25 protein-coding genes are annotated in these 19,349 nt (G+C 34.7%); 4 read left to right on the top strand and 21 right to left on the bottom strand.

Annotated features, from left to right (window positions below):
* The first annotated feature begins 64 nt into the window (after positions 1-64).
* A complete protein-coding gene (locus tag D778_RS10430) occupies positions 65-871 on the top strand; it encodes a hypothetical protein (RefSeq protein ID WP_007650426.1) in 807 nt (268 codons plus the stop codon).
* Between the two features lie 15 nt (positions 872-886).
* Here the strand turns inward: D778_RS10430 and lipB are convergent, their stop codons facing one another.
* Both lipB and D778_RS14425 read right to left on the bottom strand, forming a co-directional pair.
* Positions 887-1,603, bottom strand: coding sequence for a lipoyl(octanoyl) transferase LipB (gene lipB, locus D778_RS10435; protein WP_007650427.1), 717 nt, complete (start codon positions 1,601-1,603; stop codon positions 887-889).
* Between the two features lie 122 nt (positions 1,604-1,725).
* Positions 1,726-1,884 carry a YqaE/Pmp3 family membrane protein gene (locus D778_RS14425; RefSeq protein ID WP_007650428.1) on the bottom strand — a complete coding sequence of 53 codons (159 nt, stop codon included), beginning with the start codon at positions 1,882-1,884 and terminating at the stop codon, positions 1,726-1,728.
* Between the two features lie 142 nt (positions 1,885-2,026).
* Between D778_RS14425 and lysS the strand changes: the two genes are divergently transcribed.
* From lysS to D778_RS10450, 3 genes are all read left to right on the top strand, one after another.
* Positions 2,027-3,721, top strand: a complete 1,695-nt coding sequence (gene lysS, locus D778_RS10440) for a lysine--tRNA ligase (protein ID WP_007650429.1) — start codon at positions 2,027-2,029, stop codon at positions 3,719-3,721.
* Positions 3,722-3,818: 97 nt separating this feature from the next.
* The gene (locus tag D778_RS10445) at positions 3,819-4,349 is read left to right on the top strand and encodes a YceI family protein (protein ID WP_007650430.1); all 531 of its coding nucleotides are present in this window, start codon (positions 3,819-3,821) and stop codon (positions 4,347-4,349) included.
* Between the two features lie 54 nt (positions 4,350-4,403).
* Positions 4,404-5,576: a M28 family peptidase gene (locus tag D778_RS10450; protein WP_007650431.1), complete on the top strand. Its 1,173-nt coding sequence runs from the start codon at positions 4,404-4,406 to the stop codon at positions 5,574-5,576.
* Between the two features lie 81 nt (positions 5,577-5,657).
* On the opposite strand, the gene D778_RS10455 is transcribed toward D778_RS10450, so the two are convergent.
* The 19 genes from D778_RS10455 to rplF all read right to left on the bottom strand — a co-directional run bounded on the left by D778_RS10455 (position 5,658) and on the right by rplF (position 19,333).
* Entirely contained in the window at positions 5,658-6,572 is a 915-nt protein-coding gene (locus tag D778_RS10455) for a dimethylarginine dimethylaminohydrolase family protein (RefSeq protein ID WP_007650432.1), read from the bottom strand.
* 111 nt (positions 6,573-6,683) lie between these two features.
* Entirely contained in the window at positions 6,684-7,970 is a 1,287-nt protein-coding gene (locus D778_RS10460) for a citrate synthase (protein ID WP_007650433.1), read from the bottom strand.
* Positions 7,971-8,155: 185 nt separating this feature from the next.
* Positions 8,156-9,448, bottom strand: a complete 1,293-nt coding sequence (gene eno, locus D778_RS10465) for a phosphopyruvate hydratase (RefSeq protein WP_007650434.1) — start codon at positions 9,446-9,448, stop codon at positions 8,156-8,158.
* Positions 9,449-9,585: 137 nt separating this feature from the next.
* Positions 9,586-10,689, bottom strand: coding sequence for a glutamine-hydrolyzing carbamoyl-phosphate synthase small subunit (gene carA, locus D778_RS10470; protein WP_007650435.1), 1,104 nt, complete (start codon positions 10,687-10,689; stop codon positions 9,586-9,588).
* Between the two features lie 78 nt (positions 10,690-10,767).
* Positions 10,768-11,478: a hypothetical protein gene (locus D778_RS10475; protein ID WP_040492172.1), complete on the bottom strand. Its 711-nt coding sequence runs from the start codon at positions 11,476-11,478 to the stop codon at positions 10,768-10,770.
* Between the two features lie 56 nt (positions 11,479-11,534).
* Positions 11,535-12,233: a hypothetical protein gene (locus tag D778_RS10480; protein ID WP_040492173.1), complete on the bottom strand. Its 699-nt coding sequence runs from the start codon at positions 12,231-12,233 to the stop codon at positions 11,535-11,537.
* Between the two features lie 89 nt (positions 12,234-12,322).
* A complete protein-coding gene (gene rplQ / locus D778_RS10485; protein WP_007650438.1) occupies positions 12,323-12,802 on the bottom strand; it encodes a 50S ribosomal protein L17 in 480 nt (159 codons plus the stop codon).
* Positions 12,803-12,863: 61 nt separating this feature from the next.
* Entirely contained in the window at positions 12,864-13,856 is a 993-nt protein-coding gene (locus D778_RS10490; RefSeq protein WP_007650439.1) for a DNA-directed RNA polymerase subunit alpha, read from the bottom strand.
* Positions 13,857-13,877: 21 nt separating this feature from the next.
* Positions 13,878-14,483 carry a 30S ribosomal protein S4 gene (gene rpsD / locus D778_RS10495; protein ID WP_007650440.1) on the bottom strand — a complete coding sequence of 202 codons (606 nt, stop codon included), beginning with the start codon at positions 14,481-14,483 and terminating at the stop codon, positions 13,878-13,880.
* Between the two features lie 170 nt (positions 14,484-14,653).
* A complete protein-coding gene (gene rpsK / locus D778_RS10500) occupies positions 14,654-15,037 on the bottom strand; it encodes a 30S ribosomal protein S11 (RefSeq protein ID WP_007650442.1) in 384 nt (127 codons plus the stop codon).
* Between the two features lie 108 nt (positions 15,038-15,145).
* On the bottom strand, positions 15,146-15,520 hold the full coding sequence (rpsM, locus tag D778_RS10505) for a 30S ribosomal protein S13 (RefSeq protein ID WP_007650443.1): 375 nt from the start codon (positions 15,518-15,520) through the stop codon (positions 15,146-15,148).
* 2 nt (positions 15,521-15,522) lie between these two features.
* Positions 15,523-15,639, bottom strand: a complete 117-nt coding sequence (ykgO, locus tag D778_RS10510; RefSeq protein WP_013305171.1) for a type B 50S ribosomal protein L36 — start codon at positions 15,637-15,639, stop codon at positions 15,523-15,525.
* A gap of 5 nt (positions 15,640-15,644) precedes the next feature.
* Entirely contained in the window at positions 15,645-15,860 is a 216-nt protein-coding gene (infA, locus tag D778_RS10515) for a translation initiation factor IF-1 (RefSeq protein WP_007094967.1), read from the bottom strand.
* A 12-nt stretch (positions 15,861-15,872) separates the two neighbouring features.
* Entirely contained in the window at positions 15,873-17,219 is a 1,347-nt protein-coding gene (gene secY, locus D778_RS10520) for a preprotein translocase subunit SecY (protein ID WP_007650449.1), read from the bottom strand.
* Positions 17,220-17,233: 14 nt separating this feature from the next.
* Positions 17,234-17,686: a 50S ribosomal protein L15 gene (rplO, locus tag D778_RS10525; RefSeq protein ID WP_007650451.1), complete on the bottom strand. Its 453-nt coding sequence runs from the start codon at positions 17,684-17,686 to the stop codon at positions 17,234-17,236.
* A 12-nt stretch (positions 17,687-17,698) separates the two neighbouring features.
* The gene (gene rpmD, locus D778_RS10530) at positions 17,699-17,881 is read right to left on the bottom strand and encodes a 50S ribosomal protein L30 (protein WP_007650453.1); all 183 of its coding nucleotides are present in this window, start codon (positions 17,879-17,881) and stop codon (positions 17,699-17,701) included.
* Positions 17,882-17,892: 11 nt separating this feature from the next.
* On the bottom strand, positions 17,893-18,417 hold the full coding sequence (rpsE, locus tag D778_RS10535; protein ID WP_007650455.1) for a 30S ribosomal protein S5: 525 nt from the start codon (positions 18,415-18,417) through the stop codon (positions 17,893-17,895).
* 6 nt (positions 18,418-18,423) lie between these two features.
* A complete protein-coding gene (gene rplR / locus D778_RS10540; protein WP_007650456.1) occupies positions 18,424-18,780 on the bottom strand; it encodes a 50S ribosomal protein L18 in 357 nt (118 codons plus the stop codon).
* 10 nt (positions 18,781-18,790) lie between these two features.
* The gene (gene rplF, locus D778_RS10545; protein ID WP_007650457.1) at positions 18,791-19,333 is read right to left on the bottom strand and encodes a 50S ribosomal protein L6; all 543 of its coding nucleotides are present in this window, start codon (positions 19,331-19,333) and stop codon (positions 18,791-18,793) included.
* Between the last annotated feature and the right edge of the window lie 16 nt (positions 19,334-19,349).

Genomic DNA, 19,349 nt, shown 5'->3' on the forward strand with positions numbered 1-19,349 from the left:
AAATAGATTAATTGTTTATTCAGTGTCAAAATTGTAACTTAGGTTGAAACATGTATACCTAATTATGAAAAAAACATTGCAAATAAGTAACGGGTTGGCTCTTTTGGCAACCATATTCATTAATTATCTATCAAACACAGGAAAGATTAACAATACCACTATTGGCGAAGTTTCAAATCAGTATAATTCCTTATTTACTCCTGCTGGCTACGCATTCTCCATATGGGGTTTTATCTATTTGCTATTATTGGGTTTTATCGTGTATCAAGGCAGAAGCTTGTTTGTAAAAACATCCTCCAACCACGACTTTATTTTAAAAACAGGTTGGTGGTTTGTTATTTCCTGCATTGCCAATAGCGCTTGGGTGTTTAGTTGGCTGTATGAGTATACAGGGCTTTCTTGTATTTTTATATTTATATTACTGTTTGCACTTTTAAAAATTGTTTTAAACAATGCCATGGAACTTTGGGATGCTCCCATAACGACTATTGTTTTTGTTTGGTGGCCTTTTACGTTTTATAGTGGCTGGGTTACTGTAGCGAGTATTGCTAATGTTTCCTCTTATTTAGTAAAAATTAATTGGAATGGTTTTGGGGTATCAGACGTAACCTGGACCCTCATCATGATTGGTATTGCAACGCTAATAAATTTATGGGTTACCTGGAAACGTAACATGCGTGAATTTGCACTTGTTGGAGCTTGGGCCTTAATAGCCATTGCTGTAGCTAATAAAGACACACATACCAGTATTTTTTATATGGCTATAATAACCGCTATTATTATAATTATTAGCAGTTCGGTTCATGGGTATAAAAACAAAGCTACAAGCCCACTTATTAAATACAAGCAATATAAAGTAAGTAAAGTGTAGAAAACTAAAAAAATATTAACATTTGCTTTCTGAACAAGCCAATTCTGCTTCAAACAATACAGTAAAATGCTTTAACAGCTTGTTTTTTACCTCAACCTCATCAACTTCTTTTTTACCAAGCTCTACATGTAAAGATGTTACAGCTTTTCCACGAATCCCACAAGGGATCATATGGTCAAAATAACCTAGATTGGCATTGACGTTTAAGGCGAAACCATGCATGGTTACCCATCTGCTGGCACGAACTCCCATAGCACATATTTTTCTGGCAAAAGGGGTTCCCACATCCAACCAAACACCAGTTTCCCCTTTACTTCGTTCGGCTTTCAAGCCATATTCTGCTAAAGTTAAAATAATCATTTCTTCAAGTAATCGAAGATATTTATGAATATCCGTAAAAAAGTTTTCCAAATCCAAAATAGGATAGCCCACTATTTGTCCTGGACCATGATAGGTTATATCTCCACCTCTATTCACTTTGTAAAAACTGGCTCCTTTTGCTTCAAGCTGCTCTTCGTTAATAAGCAAATTGCTCATGTCGCCACTTTTTCCAAGTGTGTACACATGTGGATGCTCTACAAATAAAAAGTAATTGGTCGTTTCCAGGTTGGCATTTTCCCTCCGGTTCTTAACCTTCGTATCTACAATCTCTTTAAACAATGACTCTTGATAGTCCCAAGTCTCTTTATAATCCTTACTTCCTAAATCCTGAAGTTGTATACGCTTATTCATAGACAGCAAAATTACGATAATTTCTTCTGAATTTCGATTTAGAGTTTATTGTTTATTCCTTAGAAATTCGCAAAAAACACACATAGGGAAGCTTTGATATCTTTATTAAAAACAACAGAATTCTAGTTTCTTGGGTTGTTCAAAATCACCAAGGCCGCAATAACCCCTGGTACCCATCCACAAAGCCATAATAAAAATACAATTAGAATAGACCCACAGCCTTTATCTATTACAGCCAAAGGAGGGCAAAAAATGGAAAGCAAAACACGCCAAAAACCCATGATGGATTATTTTAAATGATTGATGTACTTATTTGTCAACAAACATACTGTTTTGTTACAAACAATTTCCAATATAATAAATTGATATCCTAACTTATAGTATTTATCTTTGTAGCTTCAAAAAAACACAATTACATTATATATGTCGCAATTATCAGAACAAGAATTAGTACGAAGAGACAAACTCGCCAAATTACGCGAGTTGGGCATCAACCCCTATCCAGCAGATTTATTCCCATACACGCACACGTCCAAACAGGTAAAACAGGATTTTGCAGAAGATAAAAAAGTAGTGGTTGCAGGAAGGTTGATGTCACGTAGAATTCAAGGTAATGCCAGCTTTGCAGAACTTCAAGATAGCGAAGGCAGGATACAGGTCTACTTTAACAGAGACGAAATTTGTTCTGGTGAAGACAAAACCAAATACAATACCGTTTATAAAAAACTTTTGGATATTGGTGATTTTATTGGTGTTGAAGGTGAATTATTCACAACCAAAGTGGGCGAAAAAACCGTAAAGGTGAAAGATTTCAAACTTCTTAGTAAAGCCCTTAAACCTTTACCTTTACCTAGAACAGATTCCGATGGCAATGTACACGATGCCTTTACAGATCCAGAGTTGCGTTTTAGACAACGATATGCCGATTTAGTGGTAAATCCTCACGTAAAGGAAGTCTTTGTGAAAAGGACCAAGCTTTTTAATGCCATGCGGGATTTCTTTAACCAAGCTGGATATTTTGAAGTAGAAACCCCTATCCTGCAACCCATTCCTGGTGGTGCAGCAGCAAGACCTTTTGTAACACACCATAATAGTTTGGATATTCCATTATACATGCGAATTGCCAATGAATTATATTTAAAACGTCTTATAGTTGGTGGGTTTGAAGGTGTATACGAGTTTTCTAAAAATTTCCGAAATGAAGGGATGGACAAAACACATAATCCAGAATTTACAGCCATGGAAATATACGTAGCCTACAAAGATTACAACTGGATGATGGATTTTTGCGAACAACTCTTGGAACATTGCGCCTTGGCAGTAAACGGAACTACCAAAGCCACCTTTGGCAAACACGAAATAGATTTTAAAGCCCCTTACGCTAGGGTTACCATGGCCGATTCCATTAAGCATTTTACTGGGTTCGATATCACTGGTAAAACAGAAGAACAAATAAGACAAGCTGCCAAAGACCTAGGTGTTGAAGTAGATGAAACCATGGGTAAAGGAAAACTTATTGATGAAATATTTGGTGAAAAATGTGAAGGCAACTACATCCAACCAACCTTTATTACCGACTATCCAAAAGAAATGAGCCCTTTGTGTAAAGAACACAGGGACAACCCAGAATTAACCGAGCGTTTTGAACTTATGGTTTGTGGTAAGGAAATTGCCAATGCTTATTCAGAATTGAACGACCCAATAGACCAACGTGAACGGTTTGAGCACCAATTAAAACTGGCTGCCAAAGGAGACGACGAAGCTACCGAATTTATTGATTACGATTTCCTTCGTGCCCTGGAATATGGCATGCCTCCAACCTCAGGAATGGGAATTGGTATGGATAGATTAATCATGTTTTTAACAAACAATCAATCTATTCAAGAAGTGCTTTTCTTCCCTCAAATGAGACCAGAAAAAAAAGCCATAGAAATGACCGAAGACGAAAAAACTGTTTTCAAACTTCTAAAAACCTCCTCACCAATAGATCTAAACACTTTAAAAGCAAAATCTGGTTTAAGCAATAAAAAATGGGATAAATCCATAAAAGGCCTCACAAAAAACAAACTTGCTAAAGTAGAAAAAAACGAAGATGGCTTGTTTGTGGAGTTGGTATAAAGCAATATTTAACTAAATTATAAGAAAGGAATTACATACATGTAGTTCCTTTTTTTTTAACTTTATAGAAAACAGTATTAAAATTAAAAACCACATTATGAAAATACTACAACTATATATACTTCTTGTCTCTACCTTAGGTTTAACCATATTTCAAAACCAAACCATAGATCAAAACAGGTCTGAGGTCAATTTCAAAATAAACAATCTCCTCATCAACACGGTAGATGGTACTTTTAAAAACATGACAGGCACTTTCAAATTTAATCCAGAAGACCTTGAAAACTCCAATTTCAACATCTGCATAGATGCAGCCACCATCAACACAGACAATGATAAACGCGACGAACATTTAAGATCTGCAGATTTCTTTAATGTTGAAAAATATCCGGAAATTTGTTTCACCTCCACAGCCATTGAAAAAAAAGACAATGCTTATATAACCACAGGAAACCTATCCATGCATGGTGTTACCAAAACGGTACAAATCCCTTTTGAGTTTTCAAACAACACCTTTAAAGGGCATTTTGAATTGGAACGAATGGATTATAACATAGGCGAAGACACAGGAACCTTTATGGTGGGAAGCACAGCAAAAATTACCATTACATGTGTAGTAACCCCTTAAGTGTTTTTTTAAAGCAAAAATTTAAACTACCTTAGTGGACCCATAAACATTGATATGAAACAAACTTACTTAACCTATGCCTTTTTGGCGTCCATCTTTTTATTTACAAAAACAAACAGTTATTCACAAACCTATGATCCCTATTTTGGAAACCTAGTGGATAATGTTTCGGCAACAAATATTGTAAACAATTTAACTGCCTTCCAAAATTTTGGCGTGAAAGAAGTAGGCACTCAAGCTTTAACCAATGCTGAAAATTGGATTACAACACACTACACCAATTTAGGTTATTCAAACATAGAACTGCAATCCTTTACTTATTCCTCTGGCACAAGCAACAATATTATTGTTACCAAAACCGGAACTACCTATCCCAATACTTTCCTGATAATAGATGGTCATTACGATACCATTAATGGACCAGGCACTAACGACAATGGCTCTGGAACGGTTTTAATTATGGAATTGGCACGTTTACTGGCTACGGTTCCAACAGAATATTCCATAAAATTCATTCATTTTAGTGGTGAAGAAGATGGATTGGTAGGAAGTAATTATTATGTGAACAATACCGTTATCCCTCAAAATTTAGACATTAAACTTGTACTTAACATAGATGAAGTTGGTGGCGTTAATGGCATGACAAACAATACCATAGTTTGCGAAAGGGACCAAAGCAACACTCCTTCCACAAACAATGCTGCATCTAATACAGCGACCAATCAATTGGCAACCTGCATAGAATTGTATTCGAACCTTAATACTGAAATATCCTATGCCTACGCATCAGATTATATACCGTTTGAAGATAACAATGAAATCATTACAGGTTTATACGAATACAACGAAACACCTTATGCTCATGGCCCAAATGATGTTTTGGCCAACATGGATACCAACTATTTATATGAAGTGACCAAAGGCACACTAGGTGCTGCTTTATTTTTTGCTGAAGTGGATTTTAATGCTTTACATTCTGAGTCCTTCAATTTGGATCCCACTATCAACATGTATCCCAATCCTTCAAAAGGGATTCTTCATGTTGATTTGAAAACCCTAGAACATACTACTTTTAAATTAATGGATATCTTAGGTAAAGAAGTTTTAAGCAAAACATTAAAAACAACCTATTCTAAAATTGATGTCAGTTATATAAAAAAAGGTGTCTATTTAGCAGTTTTCGAGACCAACAACAACAGGATTACCAAAAAACTGATAATATATTAGTGTATTAAATATCATTTAAAACAATAAAAGGTCTCCTATGGAAGACCTTTTTGCATTTTAAATTTTAAAAGTTAGTTATAATCAATCCCTAATTAATGGCAAGGTTGAGCATCGCAAAAGACCTTCCTGTTTGGCAATTTCAGCATAAGGCACTTCTTCAACGGTAAAGCCATTGCTTCTTAACCAAGCGTTTAATCTGGTAAAATTCTTTTCAGAAACAACCACATCTTCAGCTATGGAAAACACATTGCTGTTCATATGGTACATTTCTTCCCTGGTTATATGGAACAAGTTCTCTTTTCCAAACAAATCAACCAAATACATATAATCACTTTCTTCCCGGAAACCACTTTTATAGATAATGCCTTTATTTTTCCCTACGGGTTGGAAACAGCAATCCAAATGCAAGGCATTGTCCCTTGGTTCAATTTTGGATTTCACCAAATCGAATTCCTTCACAATTTTATGTGGAAACAAATCCTTGATATACTGCACACCTTCCATATTGGTTCTGGCAGTTATATAGTTCTTATAGTCACTACCTTTATAGGTACCAATAAAAATATGGTTGTTCCAAAGCATGACATCTCCACCTTCTATATGAACCTCTTCTGGAGGTCTTACCACTTTTTTTGGATCTATTTGGTCTATAACATACTGAATAGCATCCAATTCTTCTTCTCTATTTGGAAGAATATTCGCTTTTACAAAGACATCGTCAATAACAAATGCTATATCCCTTGTAAAAATTTGGTTACAGTCTTTTATCAATTCTGGTCTGTACACTTTAATGTTGTACTTCTCGAATACCTTTGCAACTGCTTCCATTTCCTTGACCATGTCTGCTTCCACAGGATAGGTTCCTGCTTTAATATGTTCTAAAGATTTTGGGTCGTAAGCTTGCTCTTCGGTTGGTGTGGGACCATTACTAACTGCAGTGCCTAAAACTACGGCTCTTAATCTAGATGTTTCGTTGGTTACGTTTAGTTTTATCATAGTATTACAAACCTAATAAATTTATTTTTGACTTCTATTTTGATGTTTTTTTAAATATAAAAAAAAGCTCCATTAATAAAAATGAAGCTTTTAACTATTATGTTTATTTAATTAACGTTTATCAATAGTTTTAAAGGACCTTAAAGTTTCCCCTACATAAATCTGTCTAGGACGACCAATAGGTTCGTTGTTCAATCTCATTTCTCTCCATTGAGCAATCCAACCTGGTAAACGACCCAAAGCAAACATTACAGTAAACATATCTGTTGGGATGCCCATGGCCCTGTAAATAATTCCAGAATAGAAATCTACGTTTGGATATAATTTTCTGTCTACAAAATAAGGATCCTTTAAAGCTTCTTGTTCTAAAGCTTTTGCTATGTTCAATATAGGATCTTCAACACCCAAATCGTTTAAAATTTCGTCTGCAGCTTTTTTGATGATTTTGGCTCTTGGATCGAAATTTTTGTAAACTCTATGCCCAAAGCCCATCAATCTAAACGGATCTTCTTTATCTTTTGCTTTAGCCATATATTTTTCAGTATCTCCACCATCTTCCTTTATGGCTTCAAGCATTTCCAATACAGCTTGATTGGCACCTCCATGAAGTGGTCCCCAAAGGGCTGATATACCTGTAGAAAGGGAAGCAAACAAACCAACATGGGATGAACCTGCAATTCTTACAGTAGAGGTAGAACAGTTTTGTTCGTGATCTGCATGAAGTATCAATAACTTATCCAAGGCGTTTATAACAATTGGATTGAAAAGATAATCTTCGTTTGGCTGTTTAAACATCATTTTTAAGATGTTTTCCACATAGCCTAAATTTTTATCGCCATAATCCAATGGCAGACCATTCTTTTTTCTAAAAGTCCAAGCTACCAATACTGGAAATTTACCCAATATTTTCACAATGGCTTTGTACATGTCTTCTTCAGAGTTAACATTTACCGAAGAAGGGTTGAAAGCAGTTAATGCACTAGTTAAAGAAGCAATAACTCCCATTGGGTGAGCCGATTTTGGAAAAGCATCCACAATCTTTCTTACATCTTCATCTACAACAGATTGCGCCTTAATATCTGCATGGAATTTTTCCAACTGTTCTTTAGTTGGCAATTCCCCAAAGATTAAAAGAAATGCAACTTCCAGGAAATTGGCTTTTTCGGCAAGCTCTTCAATAGAATATCCTCTGTATCTTAAAATTCCTTTTTCTCCATCTAAAAACGTTATGGCACTTTCGCAAGACCCTGTGTTTTTATAACCTGGATCTAAAGTAATAACACCTTCTGTGCTGCTTCTTAAGTTTTTGATATCTATGGCAACCTCATTTTCAGTTCCTTCTATTATGGGAAATTCATAAGTTTTGCCTTTAATTTCTATTGTAGCTTTATCTGACATATATTGTGAAAAATTAATGTATTTTGTTGTACTTTTTAACTTCACGAATTTACAAAATATATAACGATTTATAAAGCACTTAACAAAGGTTTTACTAATAAAAATATTAGAAAAATCGATAGTAAAACAAAAGCGATTATCCAGATACGGATAATCGCTTTAAATAAAATTTAATTTAAAGGGAGCTACTTCACTTTAAATGCTTTTTTTCCTGGATAGTAAGCCACATCTTCCAATTCTTCCTCAATGCGCAACAATTGGTTGTATTTAGACATTCTATCACTACGTGATGCCGAACCTGTTTTAATTTGCCCACAATTTAAAGCCACGGCTAAATCTGCAATGGTATTATCTTCCGTTTCACCAGAACGATGAGACATGACAGAGGTATAACCTGCATTGTGAGCCATATTTACAGCAGCAATGGTTTCGGAAAGTGTTCCTATTTGGTTTACTTTAATTAAAATGGAATTGGCAATGTTATTTTCTATGCCTTTGGACAAACGTTTCACATTTGTTACAAACAAATCGTCGCCAACCAATTGTACTTTATCTCCAATTTTTTCGGTTAAATACTTCCAACCTTCCCAATCGTTTTCATCCATACCATCTTCTATGGAGATGATTGGGTATTTAGAGGTTAGTTCAGCTAAATAATCGGCTTGTTCTTTGCTGGTCCTTACTTGTCCTTTATCACCTTCAAATTTAGTATAATCGTATTTACCGTCGATATAAAATTCAGCCGAAGCACAATCCAATGCAATCATGATATCATCACCTAAAGTGTATCCTGCCTGTTCCACAGCTTTTTTAATGGTATCCAGTGCGTCTTCTGTTCCACCAGCCAAATTTGGGGCAAATCCACCTTCATCCCCTACTGCAGTGCTTAAGTTTCTATCGTGTAATACGTTTTTTAAATGATGAAAAATTTCTGTTCCCATTTGCATGGCATGAGTGAAATTTTTGGCTCTTACAGGCATAATCATAAACTCCTGAAAAGCGATAGGAGCATCGCTATGTGAACCTCCATTGATGATGTTCATCATAGGCACAGGAAGTGTATTGGCACTAACGCCTCCAACATATCTGTAAAGCGGTATACCTAATTCGTTTGCTGCAGCTTTTGCTACAGCTAAAGAAACACCCAAAATAGCATTGGCCCCTAATTTTGATTTGTTGGGCGTACCATCCAAATCCCTCATGGTTTTATCTATAAGGTTCTGTTCAAACACAGAGGTTCCAAGCAATTCCTGAGCAATAATGGTATTCACGTTTTCTACAGCTTTTAAAACCCCTTTACCCATATAAGAGTTTCCTCCATCACGTAATTCTACAGCTTCATGTTCTCCGGTTGAAGCCCCAGATGGCACAGCAGCTCTTCCCATAATGCCGTTTTCGGTTACCACATCTACTTCTACAGTTGGGTTTCCTCTGGAATCTAAAATTTGTCTTGCGTGAATGTTAATAATAATGCTCATCTCAAATAGTTTAAAATTAGTTGTTTATTTATAAAACCTACAAGTCCCGATGTTTTAAGATTGAGATCCTGTAGGTTAAGCTAAAAAATTTTAGTTAAAAACCTCAAGGAAGTAAATCTTCTTTGAGGTTTTTTTGATTATTTGTTTTTAATGTTTTCTATAAACTGATCGAACAGATAGGAAGAATCGTGTGGTCCAGGGCTTGCTTCGGGATGATATTGTACCGAAAAGCAATTTTTATTTTTCATGCGAATTCCAGCCACTGTATGATCGTTTAAATGAACGTGTGTTATTTCTATGTCTGAATGGTTTTCTGCTTCTTCCCTATTAATGGCAAAGCCGTGATTTTGTGATGTAATTTCACCTTTACCTGTTATTAGGTTTTTAACCGGATGATTTATGCCTCTATGCCCATGATGCATTTTGTAAGTAGAAATTCCGTTTGCCAAAGCAATGACTTGATGTCCCAAACAGATGCCAAATAAAGGCAAGTTTTTCTCTATAATCTGTTTTGCCAACATTTGTGCTTCTTTTAAAGGTTCTGGATCTCCAGGTCCATTGGATAAAAAATATCCATCTGGATTAAAGGCACTCATATCTTCAAAAGTGGCATTGTAAGGAAACACTTTTATATAGGCATCCCGTTTGGCTAAATTTCTTAGTATGTTTGTTTTAATCCCTATATCTAAAGCTGCTATTTTATAAGTTGCATTTTCATTCCCATAAAAATATGGTTCTTTGGTGGATACCTGTGAAGCCAGTTCCAAACCATTCATATCAGGAACTTGAGCCAGTTGTTTTTTAAGGCCTTCAATGTTGTCAACGTCTGTAGAAATTACAGCGTTCATGGCACCATTATCCCTTATGTAGCTTACCAAAGCTCTGGTGTCCACATCGGAAATGGCAAATAAATCGTGTTTGTTTAAAAATGTTTCCAAAGATGCATCTGCAGCATCACGAGAATACTGGTAACTAAAATTTTTACAAATTAAACCAGAAATTTTAATGGAATTGGATTCCACTTCGTCCTCATGTGTTCCGTAATTACCAATGTGAGCATTGGTAGTTACCATGAGTTGACCAAAATAAGAAGGATCTGTAAAAATTTCTTGATAGCCAGTCATACCTGTATTAAAGCATACCTCGCCAAAGGCTGTACCAGATTTTCCTACAGCTTTACCATGAAAAATGGTTCCGTCTGCTAGTAAAATAATGGCTTTGTCTCGTTTGTTGTATTTCATGATTAAAAAAGTTTTGCAAAATTGCATAAAAAAAAGGATAAACTAAAATGTTTATCCTTTTTTATGATTTCTTTTTTATTAAAGGGAATCGTAATAGGTAAAGATCTTAATCAAGTCTTCTTCAGATTCATAATCCAATTTATTGTCTTTTACAAAAGTGCTAATCTCGTTTTTCTTGTCAGAAAATGTTTTCAGAATGTGTTTCTTTTTAAGTTTTAATTCCTCTAAGTTTGAATCATTCTTAGAATAAAAATATGTTGAAATTCGGGTAAGGACATCAGGAGTTGTTTCTTGGGTCAATGGATTTAAAACCCCTTTGACTATATGTAATTCGGGCACCTTAAACAGCGAGACTTTATTTAATTCCAACATGGGCTCAAAGAAACCTGCTTCACGTGTTTTTGGATTGTACATTTTAATGAAGGTTTCAGTAGAGGTGTAAACCATTTTAACCTTTTCATTGTTGAAAATAAATAGGGTATCACCTAAGGTTTCCGTTTCAAACCTATTCTCTTTTAGATTAAAGTTTATATTTTTTAGTTTGAGTTCTTTACCGTTTGAGAAAATAATTTTGGAAGTCCTGTCCCAAGTATCATATAAATATCTTGAACCATCTTCCTTATTGTACAGCCTCTTTTGGAAAGCTTCATCTGGAAACATATCTGCAGTAGTAACTGTTCTACTTGTCTGGAACTTTGCGGAGCTGCTGGAAAGTGAACTTCGCATGTTTTGAGAAAAACAAGGTGTTAACAAAAAAGCACTAAACATGTAAAATAAGAAAAGCTTCATAAATAATTGTTTTAATTAAATATAAAGCTTTTTTAGTAATTAAAAAACTCTTAACCTTAAAGAGTGTTATAATGTTTTAAAATGTTTTTAAGGTCATTAATATCTTTAAAGCTTAAATTATTGTCTTTAGCGTATTGTTTAATGACATCTTTTTTATCTGCATCAATCAATTTTAAGACAGCAGATTTTTTAAGTTTGGTTTCTTTAAGGGTTTCTCTATCCTTTGTGTAATAGTACTTTTCTTTATGTACCATTTGATCGTCTGAAACTTTTTGCTGAGTCATTGGGTTAAAACTTGCTTCAACAATTTCTATTTCATGTTTTCTTAAAATAGAGATGGATTTTGTAGCTGCCAATTCTTCAAAAAAGGAATTTCTTTGGAATTCAGGATCTAGATAACGTTTAAAGGTTCTTCCTTCTATCACTACTTTTTTAATATTTTTTGGATTGAATGCAAAAACTGAATCTTCAGAAAATTTAGCCTCAAAACGCTCTAATTGTATGTTATAATTAAGTGATTTTAACCTATAAGCTTTATCTTGCATAAAAATTAAGGCGTCATCATTGTTCCAAGATTCAAATAAATAAGGAGTTCCTTTTAGCTTCGTGCTTTTTGGAGCACTGGAAATCCAAAGTCCGTTGTTAGACAACATTCTGCTTGCGTTTGTCAAACTGTTTGCAGACACATCTGAAGATGCTTGAGAAAATGAAAAGTTAACTGATAATGCCAGTATAAAAACCAAAAATTTGTTCATTGTATAAAATTTAGGATGCAAATATAAAAAAAGGATAGACTTATTGGGTCTATCCTTATTATATTAACATTAATTAACAGAAACTTTAACTATTCTTCTTCGTTTGAAGCTTTAGTTTCTGTTACAGGAGCTTTAGCTTCGGTTGATTTAGAACCACCTCTTCTACTTCTTCTGGTTGTTTTCTTCTTAGCTTTGTCTGCATTGTAAATTTCATTGTAATCTACAAGTTCAATCATTGCCATATCTGCGTTATCACCTAAACGGTTACCAAGTTTAATAATTCTTGTGTATCCTCCTGGTCTGTCTCCTACTTTAGGAGCAACATCTCTAAATAATTCTGCAACAGCTTCTTTTTGTCTTAAACGAGACATAACAATACGTCTGTTATGTGTTGTGTCTTCTTTAGATTTTGTTACTAAAGGCTCCACAAATTGTTTTAAAGCTTTAGCTTTAGCTACTGTTGTGTTAATACGCTTGTGTTCAATTAAGGAACAAGCCATATTGGCCAACATTGATTTTCTGTGAGCTGTTTTTCTCCCTAAGTGGTTTGTTTTTTTTCCGTGTCTCATGACATTTTGTTTTAATCACCATCTTGCTACAACCCTTTATAGAGGAGCAAAATATGATGTATTAATCTTTATCTAATTTATATTTTGAAAGATCCATTCCAAAGTTTAACCCTTTCACATTAACAAGCTCTTCAAGCTCTGTTAAGGATTTTTTACCAAAGTTACGGAACTTCATTAAGTCGTTTTTGTTAAAAGATACTAAATCTCCTAAGGTATCTACTTCAGCAGCTTTTAAACAGTTAAGCGCACGAACAGACAGATCCATATCAACCAATTTGGTTTTTAATAGTTGTCTCATGTGAAGGGATTCTTCATCATAAGTTTCTGTTTGAGCTATCTCATCAGCTTCAAGGGTTATTCTTTCATCAGAGAACAACATGAAGTGATGGATTAATGTTTTTGCAGCTTCTGTTAAAGCATCTTGAGGTGTGATGGAACCGTCAGTAATGATTTCGAAAACCAATTTTTCGTAATCTGTTTTTTGTTCCACACGATAGTTCTCAATGCTGTACTTAACATTTTTTATAGGTGTGTAAATTGAATCTGTAAAGATGGTTCCTATAGGAGCAGAAGCTTTTTTGTTTTCTTCTGCTGGAACGTAACCTCTACCTTTTTCAATAGTAATTTCCATATTGATATTTACTTTAGGATCTAAATTACAGATTACAAGCTCTGAATTTAATATTTGGAATCCTGAAATAAATTTTTGAAAATCACCAGCTGTTATTTGATTTTGTCCTGAAAGAGATATTGAAACAGATTCGCTGTCCACATCTTCTATTTGTCTTTTAAAACGTACTTGTTTTAAGTTTAAAATAATTTCAGTAACATCTTCAACAACGCCAGCAATAGTAGAAAATTCATGATCTACACCTTCAATTCTAACCGAAGTGATTGCAAATCCTTCTAAAGAAGAAAGTAAAACTCTTCTTAGAGCATTTCCAACTGTTAATCCGTAACCAGGTTCTAAAGGACGAAATTCGAATTTTCCTTCAAAATCGGTTGAATCAATCATGATTACTTTGTCGGGCTTTTGAAAATTAAATACTGCCATATTTGCGATTTGTATCAGTTATTATTTAGAGTATAATTCGACGATGAATTGTTCGTTTATGTTTTCTGGAATTTGAATTCTAGCAGGTACAGAAACAAAAGTACCTTCTTTCTTTTCGGTATTCCAAGTAATCCATTCGTAAACTTGGCTTGAATTTGATAAAGATTTATCGATAGCTTCAAGCGATTTTGATTTTTCTCTTACAGCAACAACATCTCCAGGTTTTAAGTGGTAAGATGGGATATTTACAATTTCTCCGTTTACTGTAATGTGTCTGTGGGACACTAGTTGTCTAGCACCATTTCTTGAAGGGGATATTCCCATTCTAAAAACAACGTTGTCCAATCTGGACTCACATAATTGTAACAATACTTCCCCTGTAATTCCAGGAGCAGCAGTTGCTTTTTTAAACATGTTTCTGAATTGCTTTTCCAACACACCATAAGTGTATTTTGCTTTTTGCTTTTCCATTAACTGGATTGCATATTCAGATTTTTTTCCACGACGCTTGTTTGCACCATGTTGACCTGGAGGATAGTTTCTTTTCTCAAAAGACTTATCTTCTCCATAAATAGCTTCACCAAACTTACGAGCTATTTTAGTTTTAGGACCAGTATATCTTGCCATATTAAATTTGTTATGAGAGTGGTTATGAATTAAGGTCTTAATCTTATCCTTCGATAACCGTTATCCTCTCGTTGATACTTGTTTATTATTTTTTAAGAGTGCAAATTTACACATAAAAAATTAATATCAACCATTAAAAACAGTTGATATTAATTCTTTGGTATGCTTGCTTATACTCTTCTACGTTTTGGAGGACGACATCCATTATGTGGCAATGGAGTAACATCTATAATTTCTGTTACTTCAATACCTGCGTTATGAATAGAACGTATTGCAGATTCTCTACCGTTACCAGGACCTTTTACGTATACTTTTACTTTCTTTAAGCCTGCTTCCTGTGCTACAGCAGCAGCATCTTCAGCAGCTAATTGAGCAGCGTAAGGTGTGTTCTTTTTAGAACCTCTGAATCCCATTTTTCCAGCAGAAGACCATGCGATCACGTCTCCTTTTTTGTTTGTAAGCGAAATGATAATGTTATTGAAAGATGCTGTTACGTGAGCTTCACCTATTGCATCAACAATTACTTTACGCTTTTTAGTACTTGACTTTGCCATATTATTTTTAGATTTCTAGTTGTTAGTTTTTAGTTGTTAGAATCCTAAACATTGCTATTTCAAACAGATTCATCTAACGTCTAAACTCTAATGACTAATGTCTTTTAATTATTTAGTTGCCATTTTTTTGTTAGCAACAGTTTTTCTTCTACCTTTTCTAGTTCTAGAATTGTTTTTTGTACGTTGTCCTCTTAATGGAAGACCAGCTCTATGACGAATACCTCTGTAACAACCAATATCCATTAATCGCTTAATGTTCATTTGTGTTTCAGAACGTAATTCTCCTTCAATAGTAAAAGAACCAACAGCCTCACGAATATTACTTATTTCGTCGTCTGTCCAATCTTGAACTTTTGTACTTTCATCCACTTTAGCTTGGGCTAAAATGTCTTTTGCTCTACTTTTACCTATTCCATAGATATAAGTTAGGGAGATAACTCCTCTTTTGTTTTTTGGTATGTCTACACCTGCAATTCTTGCCATAACTACCCTTGTCTTTGTTTGAATCTAGGATTCTTTTTGTTAATTACGTAAAGTCTACCTTTTCTACGCACGATTTTACAATCTGCACTTCTTTTTTTAACTGATGCTCTTACTTTCATCTCTGTTAGTATCTATAAGTTATTCTAGCCTTAGTTAAATCGTAAGGACTCATTTCTAATTTTACTTTGTCTCCTGGTAATAATTTTATGTAATGCATACGCATTTTACCAGATATATGCGCTGTCACTATGTGACCATTTTCTAGTTCAACACGAAACATGGCATTGGATAATGCTTCTATTATTGTTCCGTCTTGTTCTATTGCTGCTTGTTTTGCCATAGTATTGATATATTAAGCTACTGCTTTTCTATTTTTACCTGTTTTCATCAAGCCGTCGTAATGTCTATTCAACAAGTAAGAGTTTACTTGTTGCATAGTATCTATTGCAACTCCAACCATAATTAATAGTGAGGTTCCACCAAAAAATAAGGCCCATCCAGATTGTACATTCATTAGCTTTACTATAATGGCTGGGAACACAGCTATTAAAGCTAGGAATATAGATCCTGGTAATGTTATTTGAGACATTATTTTATCTAAATATTCTGAAGTTTCAGAACCTGGGCGTATGCCAGGAATAAAACCACCACTACGTTTTAAATCGTCTGCCATTTTGTTTGTAGGCACTGTGATTGCTGTATAAAAGTATGTAAATACTATGATTAATAAAGCAAAAACTAAGTTGTACCAAAAACCAAATATATCAGCAAAATTTGTTGACATCCATTGTCCTGCACTAGTGTCTTTCAAGAAAGAGGACTGACCTATTAAACTTGGCACGAACATAATGGCTTGTGCAAAGATAATTGGCATTACTCCAGATGCATTTAGTTTTAATGGTAAAAACTGTCTGGATCCCATTACGTTTTTCTCGTAACCACCAGAAGCAGTTCTTCTTGCATACTGTACCGCTATTTTTCTAACTGCCATAACCAGCATAACTGAGGCTAAGATAATAACCAACCAGATAACCAATTCAAAAAGAATCAACATCACGTTGTTTCCTTCTAGCCTGGAAGATGCGTTTTGTAAAAATGCTTTTGGCAAGGTTGCAATAATTCCAACCATAATTAATAAAGAGATTCCGTTACCAATACCTTTATCGGTAATTTTCTCTCCCAACCACATAGCAAAGATACAGCCTGTAACTAAAATAACTATAGATGAAAAATAGAATAACCCTCCAGTACCCAATAAAAAGGCACTTTGTGGAATACCAAATGCTGTTGGCAAACTTGCTAAATATCCTGGCGCCTGCACCAAACAGATGGCAATGGTTAACCAACGTGTAATTTGTGTGATTTTCTTTTGGCCACTGGCTCCTTCTTTTTGCAGTTTCTGTAAATAAGGAATGGCTATTCCCATTAACTGAACCACAATGGAAGCAGAGATATATGGCATGATCCCTAAAGCAAAAACAGAAGCGTTAGCAAAAGCTCCTCCTGTAAATGCGTTTAACAAACCTAATAAACCAGACTCTGTGTTGCTCTGTAAATTTTCCAATTGAGCTGCATCAATACCTGGTAAAACCACTTGTGCGCCAAAACGATAAACTAATAACAGACCAAGGGTTAAAATGATTCTGTTTCTTAATTCCTCTATTTTCCAAACATTCTTTAGTGTCTCTATAAATTTCATGCGCTTGTTTGTGATTATAAAGTTACAGTTTCTCCTCCTGCAGCTTCAATCGCAGCTTTTGCTGAAGCGGTAAACTTATGAGCAGACACCTTTAATTTAGCTTTTAACTCACCTCTTCCCATAATTTTAACTAGATCGTTTTTTCCAGCTAATCTTAGAGCTACAAGGGTATCGAAATCTAAAGTATCTTTAATTTTCTTTTCGTCTACTAATTGTTGTAAAGTATCTAAGTTTACACCTTGATATTCTACTCTGTTGATGTTAGTAAAGCCAAATTTAGGCACACGTCTTTGAAGTGGCATTTGCCCTCCTTCAAATCCAATTTTCTTTGAATATCCAGAACGGGATTTTGCTCCTTTGTGGCCACGAGTTGCCGTTCCACCTTTTCCAGAACCTTGTCCACGTCCTATTCGTTTACCTTGACTTTTAACTGAACCTTCTGCAGGTTTTAAATTACTTAAATCCATTTCAGTATCTTATTATTTTGTTTCTTCTACAGAAACTAAATGTTTAACTTTATTAACCATACCAAGGATGTTTGGTGTGGCATCATGTTCTACGACTTGTCCAATCTTTTTAAGACCAAGAGCTTCAAGAATTCTTTTTTGTCTTAACGTACGATTGATTGCGCTTTTAACTTTTTTTACTTTTATTTTTGCCATCGTTTCCTGTATTATCCTTTAAAAACTTTTTCTAGCGATATACCTCTATCACGTGCAATAGTGTTTGCATTTCTTAGTTGTAATAAAGCATCGAAAGTAGCTTTAACTACGTTATGAGGGTTTGATGAACCTTGTGATTTTGATAACACGTCGTGAACACCTACTGCTTCCAACACTGTTCTTACAGCACCACCAGCAATAACACCTGTACCAGGAGCTGCAGGAATAATGTTTACTCTTGCTCCTCCATATTTACCTTTTTGTTCGTGTGGTAAGGATCTTTTTACTAAAGGAATACGTACTAAATTTTTCTTAGCATCTTCAACAGCTTTTGCTATTGCACTTGCTACGTCTTTAGATTTTCCTAAACCGTGACCTACAACACCTGCTTCATCTCCAACAACTACTATTGCCGAAAACCCAAATGCTCTACCACCTTTAGTTACTTTTGTAACTCTTTGTACACCAACCAAACGATCTTTAAGATCCAATCCACTTGGTTTTACTAACTCTGCGCTTTTGTATTTCTGATACATAATTTCTTAGAATTTAAGTCCTGCTTCTCTAGCTCCTTCGGCTAATGATTTAACTCTACCATGATATTGGTATCCACCTCTATCAAAAGAAATGGTTTCCACACCTGCCTTAAGGGCTTTTTCAGCTACTGCTTTACCTACTAAAGCTGCTATTTCAGTTTTAGTACCTTTTGCAGAACTAATGTCTTTATCTCTAGAAGATGCTGCACTAATGGTTTTACCAGATACATCATCTATTACTTGAGCATATATTTCTTTATTGCTTCTAAAAACAGATAATCTTGGTCTAGCCTCAGTTCCTGAAACTATTTTACGAACTCTGCTTTTAATTCTTAATCGTCTTTCGTTCTTTGTTAATGCCATAACTTAATTATTAAGCTGATTTACCTGCTTTTCTTCTTAATACTTCTCCTACAAACTTAACTCCTTTACCTTTGTAAGGCTCTGGCGGTCTAAAACCACGTATTTTAGCTGCTACTTGACCAACTAATTGTTTGTCTGATGAAGTTAATTTTACTATTGGATTTTTTCCTTTTTCTGAAATTGTCTCCACTTGTACTTCAGGAGCTATATCTAAAACAATGTTATGAGAAAATCCTAACGCTAAGTCTAACTTTTGTCCTTGGTTTGATGCTCTATAACCAACACCTACCAATTCTAATTGTTTTGTCCATCCTGTAGATACGCCTTTAATCATGTTATTGATAAGGGATCTATAAAGTCCATGCTTTGCTTTGTGTACTTTAGAATCTGAAGGACGCTCTACAAATACATTTCCATCTTCAACTTTAATTGCAACATCAGAAAATTCTTGAGTCAATTCTCCTAATTTTCCTTTAACTGTAACAATGTTATCGTTAATATCAACTGTAATTCCTGCTGGAATTGCTATTGGGTTATTACCTATTCTTGACATTTCTTATTCGCTTTTA

It is taken from the genome of Xanthomarina gelatinilytica (genome assembly GCF_000348685.1).
Classification (GTDB): Bacteria; Bacteroidota; Bacteroidia; order Flavobacteriales; family Flavobacteriaceae; genus Xanthomarina; species Xanthomarina gelatinilytica.